At 65.1% G+C, this 5,834-nt stretch carries 6 protein-coding genes; 5 read left to right on the top strand and 1 reads right to left on the bottom strand.

All coding sequences use genetic code 11. From position 1 onward, the window contains the following. A partial coding sequence (locus tag WCB02_RS00700) for a tripartite tricarboxylate transporter substrate-binding protein (RefSeq protein WP_423955228.1) occupies window positions 1-789 on the bottom strand: 789 nt, incomplete at its 3' end. 675 nt (window positions 790-1,464) lie between these two features. On the opposite strand from WCB02_RS00700, the gene proB reads away from it, so the two are divergent. The 5 genes from proB to rlmH all read left to right on the top strand — a co-directional run bounded on the left by proB (window position 1,465) and on the right by rlmH (window position 5,755). Then, window positions 1,465-2,610 carry a glutamate 5-kinase gene (proB, locus tag WCB02_RS00695; RefSeq protein ID WP_423955225.1) on the top strand — a complete coding sequence of 382 codons (1,146 nt, stop codon included), beginning with the start codon at window positions 1,465-1,467 and terminating at the stop codon, window positions 2,608-2,610. 114 nt (window positions 2,611-2,724) lie between these two features. Further along, complete coding sequence (locus tag WCB02_RS00690) at window positions 2,725-4,017, top strand: glutamate-5-semialdehyde dehydrogenase (RefSeq protein ID WP_423955223.1); 1,293 nt, start codon at window positions 2,725-2,727, stop codon at window positions 4,015-4,017. Window positions 4,018-4,045: 28 nt separating this feature from the next. Further along, on the top strand, window positions 4,046-4,681 hold the full coding sequence (locus tag WCB02_RS00685) for a nicotinate-nucleotide adenylyltransferase (protein WP_423955221.1): 636 nt from the start codon (window positions 4,046-4,048) through the stop codon (window positions 4,679-4,681). A gap of 186 nt (window positions 4,682-4,867) precedes the next feature. Next, on the top strand, window positions 4,868-5,224 hold the full coding sequence (gene rsfS, locus WCB02_RS00680; protein ID WP_423955218.1) for a ribosome silencing factor: 357 nt from the start codon (window positions 4,868-4,870) through the stop codon (window positions 5,222-5,224). A gap of 48 nt (window positions 5,225-5,272) precedes the next feature. Then, entirely contained in the window at window positions 5,273-5,755 is a 483-nt protein-coding gene (gene rlmH, locus WCB02_RS00675) for a 23S rRNA (pseudouridine(1915)-N(3))-methyltransferase RlmH (protein WP_423955215.1), read from the top strand. Window positions 5,756-5,834: the final 79 nt, after the last annotated feature.

Here is a 5,834-nt window from a genome sequence, read left to right as displayed (position 1 = left end):
CGCGAAATCCGGGGAACTGCCGGCCGGCAGCCACATCCCGTACCAGCCGTCGGCGACCAGCTCGACGCCGTTTTCCTTCAGCGTCGGCACCTCCGGGAGAAAGGGCGAACGCGCCGCGCTGCTCACCGCCAGGATCTTGACGGCGCCGGCGCGGTATTGCTGGATCGCTTCGGCGAGGGTGGTGATGCCGAACGGCAGATGACCGCCGGCCAGGTCGTTGATGATCGGGACAGAGCCGCGATAGGCCACCCGGGTCAATTGAACGCCCAGGATCTTCTCCAGCAGTGACCCCGTGAAATGCGGGATCGTTCCATTGCTCGGCACGCCGAACGACGCCTGGTCCGGATGGGCCTTGAGCCACGCGACGAGTTGCCCGAAATCGGCGGCATCGACCTCGGGGCCGGTCACGATGCCGAACTCGAAGCGGGCCAGCAGCGAGACCGGCACGAAATCCTTCGCCGTATCGAAGCTCGGCTCCTTCTCCACCATCGGCAACAGATACATGGTGGGACCGGTCGTCACCAGAATCATCGCGCCATCGGGGCCTGCGGCCTTCACCGCCTTGATGCCAATCCGTCCATCGGCTCCGGTGCGGTTCTCGACGATCACGGTGCGATCGAGGGTCTGGCTGATCTGCGGCGCCAAAAGCCGGCACAGCGTATCGCCGCCGCCGCCGGCCAGGAACGGGAAGATGATCCGGGTCAGCGGCCCCTGCTCGGCGCGGGCCGCGGCCGCCTGCGCAGCGAGCGGCAGGCCAAGACAGCCCGCCACGAATTGTCGACGGTCCACGCGCGAGGCCTCCCCAGGGTCATCTCAAGCCATTACAGCAGAGCCAAAGCGCCGCTGGAATGGGCAAGACGTCGACCACCGCGCCACGCCGTCACGTTGTGCGGAACGGTATCCTTGTTGCAACACTCGCCTATTGCGGGAATCTCGGGACGGTATCCATGATTGGTAATGTCAGCGTCGGTGGCAACGATCGGAAGAAGGCCGGAGAGCTCGACGACAGGCGGCGAACTGGACATGGGCCGGTTCGTCGCCAACGACCGCATCATCACCTGAGGGAGCCAGGTCGGAGTCGCCGGGCTCGGTGTGGCGCTGCCCTATGACTGCAAAGACGATGTCGTCCGGCAACGGCGTGATCGCGGCGTTCCGCGCCAAGCACGCGGCGCAAGTCGATCACGCCCGTCGGACCGGTCAAGCAGTTCGCGCTGTCGCTCGGCGGGAGCCGCGAGGGCCTTCCCGGGCGGCGCAGCGAGCAGTTCTACGCTCCCTATTTCCGCGCCCCCAAGGGCAACAGGCTGAACGCCGTCGTGACGGCCTGACGGTACTTCAGCGTTCTCTTCAGGTCTCTCTCTGCAGGCTCTCTTCACGTTCTCTTGCCTGCGCCACTTCCAAATCATGGACGTGGCGCGTATTGCTTGACCAGCCCCGTTTGACTGATCCGGCCCCATCCGATCCGACATGCCCCGCCGCCCTGCCCTCAAAAACTTCCGCCGTATCGTCGTCAAGGTCGGCTCCTCGCTCTTGATCGATTCCGACGCGGGCGATGTGCGGGCCTCGTGGCTATCGGCGCTCGCGGCCGATCTGGCAAGGCTGCATGGCGAGGGCCGGGAGCTCCTGATCGTGTCGTCGGGATCGATCGCGCTCGGACGCAGCCGGCTGAAATTGCCGCGCGGCGCTCTCAAGCTGGAAGAGAGCCAGGGCGCCGCCGCGGTCGGCCAGATCGCGTTGGCGCGCATCTGGTCCGAGGTCCTCGGCAATCACGGTATCGGTGCCGGGCAGATCCTGGTGACGCTGCAGGACACCGAGGAGCGCCGCCGCTATCTCAACGCGCGCTCGACGATCGGCAAGCTGTTGGAATGGCGCGCGGTGCCCGTGATCAACGAAAACGACACGGTTGCGACCAACGAAATCCGCTACGGTGACAACGACCGGCTGGCCGCCCGCGTCGCCACCATGGCGAGCGCCGATCTGCTGATCCTGCTGTCCGACATCGACGGCCTCTACGATGCCCCGCCGTCGCAAAATCCGGACGCGAAACTGATTCCGGTGGTCGAGACCGTGACCGCCGAGATCGAGGCGATGGCGGGCGCGGCCGAATCCGAATTGTCGCGCGGCGGCATGCGCACCAAGATCGAGGCGGCGAAGATCGCGACCACCGGGGGCACACACATGCTGATTGCCTCCGGCAAGATCGAGCATCCCCTGCAGGCGATCGCAGACGGCGGGCGCTGCACCTGGTTTCTGACGCCTGCCAATCCCGTCACCGCGCGAAAGCGCTGGATCGCGGGTTCGCTGGAGCCCAAGGGCACGCTAACCATCGATGCCGGCGCAGTCAGCGCGCTGCGCGCCGGAAAGAGCCTGCTGCCGGCCGGGGTTATCCGGGTCGACGGGCAGTTCGCTCGCGGCGACGCCGTGGTGGTGCGCGGGCCCGACACCCATGAGATCGGGCGCGGCCTCGTGGCCTATGACGCCGACGACGCCGAGAAGATCATGGGCCGCTCCTCGCCCGACGTGATGGCGATCCTCGGCATCAGCGGGCGTGCCGAAATGATCCACCGCGACGATCTGGTGGTGAGCCCGGCTCGCGCTGTTTCAGCACGGTAGGCCATTGGCCGACCGCCGACTTCCAAAGCCGCCACCTTGGCAAGCGGTTCCCCGCCTCGCCAAGTCCTCAATTTCCATGCTAGGACATGCCCTTAATTGTCCGTTGGAAACGAGATGACCGCATCCCTGAAGGCCATTGACGGCAGCGCCGATCTGCCCGCCCTGATGAACGAGCTCGCCGCGCGCGCTCGCACGGCGGCGCGCACTTTGTCGCTGGCCTCGCCGGACCAGAAGAACCGGGCGCTTGAGGCGATGGAGCGTGCCATCCGCGCCAACGCGCCCGCGATCCTTTCTGCCAACGCGGAAGACACGGCCGAAGTCCGCGCTACAGGCGCGACCGCGGCCTTCATCGACCGCCTGACGCTGACGCAAGCGCGCATCGACGCGATGGCCGATGGCATTGCGACCGTGCGCGAGATTCCCGATCCGGTCGGGGTCGTCACCGACAGCTGGCAACGGCCGAACGGCATGGTCATCGAGCGCGTCCGGGTGCCACTTGGCGTCGTCGCCGTGATCTTCGAAAGCCGCCCCAATGTCGCGGCCGATGCCGGCGTGCTGTGCCTGAAGTCGGGCAATGCGGTCATCCTGCGTGGCGGCTCCGACAGTTTTCGCTCCTGCCGCGCGATTCACGACTGCCTGGTGCAGGGACTGCGCGAAGCCGGCCTTCCCGAAGCCTCGATCACGCTGGTGCCGACCCGCGACCGCGCAGCGGTCGGCCTGCTCCTGACCGGACTGAACGGCAGCATCGACGTGATCGTGCCGCGCGGCGGCAAGAGCCTGGTCGCGCGCGTCGAAGCCGAGGCGCGCGTGCCGGTATTTGCGCATCTGGAAGGCGTCAACCACGTCTATGTCGACCACGCCGCCAATCTGGAGATGGCCAAGAAGATCGTGCTCAACGCCAAGATGCGCCGCCCCGGGGTCTGCGGCGCCGCTGAAACCTTGCTGGTCGATCGCGCTGGCGCCGCGGCCAACCTCAAGCCGCTGGTCGAAATGCTGCTCGACGCCGGCTGCGAGGTGCGTGGCGACGAGGTCGTGCAGCGCAGCGATCGTCGCGTCAAACCGGCCTCCGAGGAGGACTGGGACACCGAGTATGAGGACGCCATCATCACGGCCAAGGTGGTCGATGGCGTGGATGAAGCGATCGCGCATATCCACAAACACGGCTCTCACCATACCGACGCGATCGTGACCGAGGATGCCAAGGCCGCGCACAAATTCCTCAACGAGGTCGACTCCGCGATCGTGCTGCATAACGCCTCGACGCAATTCGCCGATGGCGGCGAATTCGGCTTCGGCGCGGAGATCGGCATAGCCACCGGAAAATTTCATGCCCGCGGCCCGGTCGGTGCCGAGCAACTGACGAGCTTCAAGTATCGCGTCCACGGCACCGGGCAGACCCGGCCATGAACCCAACCTTGTCCAGGCGGGATTTTTGTTGAAGGTAGCGTCAACCGCGTCCCACCCGGTCGTTCAAGCTCTTCCGCTCTACACCGATGGCATGCGCATCGGGCTGCTCGGCGGCTCCTTCAATCCGCCGCATCGGGCGCACCGCGCCATCAGCCTGTTCGCGATCAAGCGCCTGAAGCTCGACCGCGTCTGGTGGCTGGTGACCCCGGGCAACCCGCTCAAGGATACCGGCGGCCTGCATCAGCTTGCCGAGCGCGCCGAAGCCGCGCGCCAGATGGCGGACGATCCGCGCATCGATGTCAGCTGTCTCGAATCCGTCATCGGAACCCGGTACACTGCCAATACCATCACTTACTTGCGCCGCCGCGCTTCCGGCTTGCGCTTTGTCTGGATCATGGGCGCCGATAACCTCGCGCAATTTCATCGCTGGCAGAACTGGCGCCGCATCGCGACCCAGATCCCGATTGCGGTGATCGATCGGCCGCCCCAAAGCTTTCGCGCGCTGAATGCACCCGCCGCTCAAGCCCTTGCCCGCTACCGCCTGCCGGAGAAACAGGCAGGCCGTCTGGCCGGCCATCGCGCCCCGGCCTGGGTCTTCCTGACCGGATTGAAGCTGAATCTGTCATCCACCGGCCTGAGGAACCCGGACGGAAGTTGGAAGTAAGTCGAGTGGGGACACCTGGATATTGAAACCGTTAACCCCACATGCATAGAATGGTCCGTGGACCGTCGGATTCGACGGTTTGCGATACAGTGAAAGGAATGGTCCCTGGCCACATCTGTATTGTCCCAGTCTGTTTTACCCAAGGCTCAAAGAACCAAGCGTAAAACATCGACCCAAGCTGCAGCCTTGAAGGCGCAACCCGGCGCCGACAAGACGCTGAATATGATCCTCTCCCGCCTCGACGACATGAAGGCGGAAGAAACGGTCACCATCGACCTTCGCGGCAAATCGGCATATTCCGACTATATGGTCATCACGTCGGGCCGGGCCAACCGGCACGTCGGGGCGATCGCGGAAGATGTCGCCAAGGGCCTCAAGGAAACCGGAATCAAGAACATCCACGTCGAGGGCTTGCCCAATTGCGACTGGGTGCTGATCGATTCCGGCGATGTGATCGTGCACGTGTTCAGACCCGAGGTGCGCGAGTTCTACAATCTGGAAAGATTGTGGACACAGGGCCCGACGGTGGCGACGGCGATCTAGGACTGGCGCCGGTGCGAATCGGCTGGAGCGCATGCTAGGTTTGCGTGCATGCGCCTGATTGTGATTGCCGTCGGCCGGCTGAAACAGGGTCCGGAGCGCGAACTCGCCGATCGCTACCAGAAGCGGTTCGACGACATCGGCCGCAAGCTCGGCTTCCGCAACCTCGAGATGCACGAGATTACCGAAAGCCGTGCGCGCGACACAGCGACGCGGATCGCGGACGAAGCAGCCGCCATGTCGGCCGCAATCCCGGAAAAGTCCGTGCTTGTCGCGCTCGACGAGCGCGGCGACAATGTGGACAGCAGTACCTTTGCCGCGCATCTTGGCCGCTGGCGGGACGAATCGGTCATGAACGCTGTCTTTCTGATCGGGGGCGCCGACGGACTTTCGCCCGATTTGCAGCGCAAAGGCAGGCTTCGGATCGCGTTCGGGGCCGCGACCTGGCCCCATCAAATGGTTCGCATCATGCTCCTGGAGCAGCTTTACCGGGCTGGGACCATTTTGGTCGGGCATCCCTATCACCGCGCCTGATGTGCGCAACGGCAAGAGCAGCAAGCGGTCTAAATGCAGCGCGCGCGGCCCCCCCATCGTCCCCCTGAGACCGTTCGCC

Source organism: Bradyrhizobium sp., assembly GCF_049581145.1.
GTDB lineage: Bacteria > Pseudomonadota > Alphaproteobacteria > Rhizobiales > Xanthobacteraceae > Bradyrhizobium.
The sequence above is the reverse complement of the archived record's forward strand: the minus strand, read 5'-3'. Positions and strand labels throughout refer to the sequence as shown.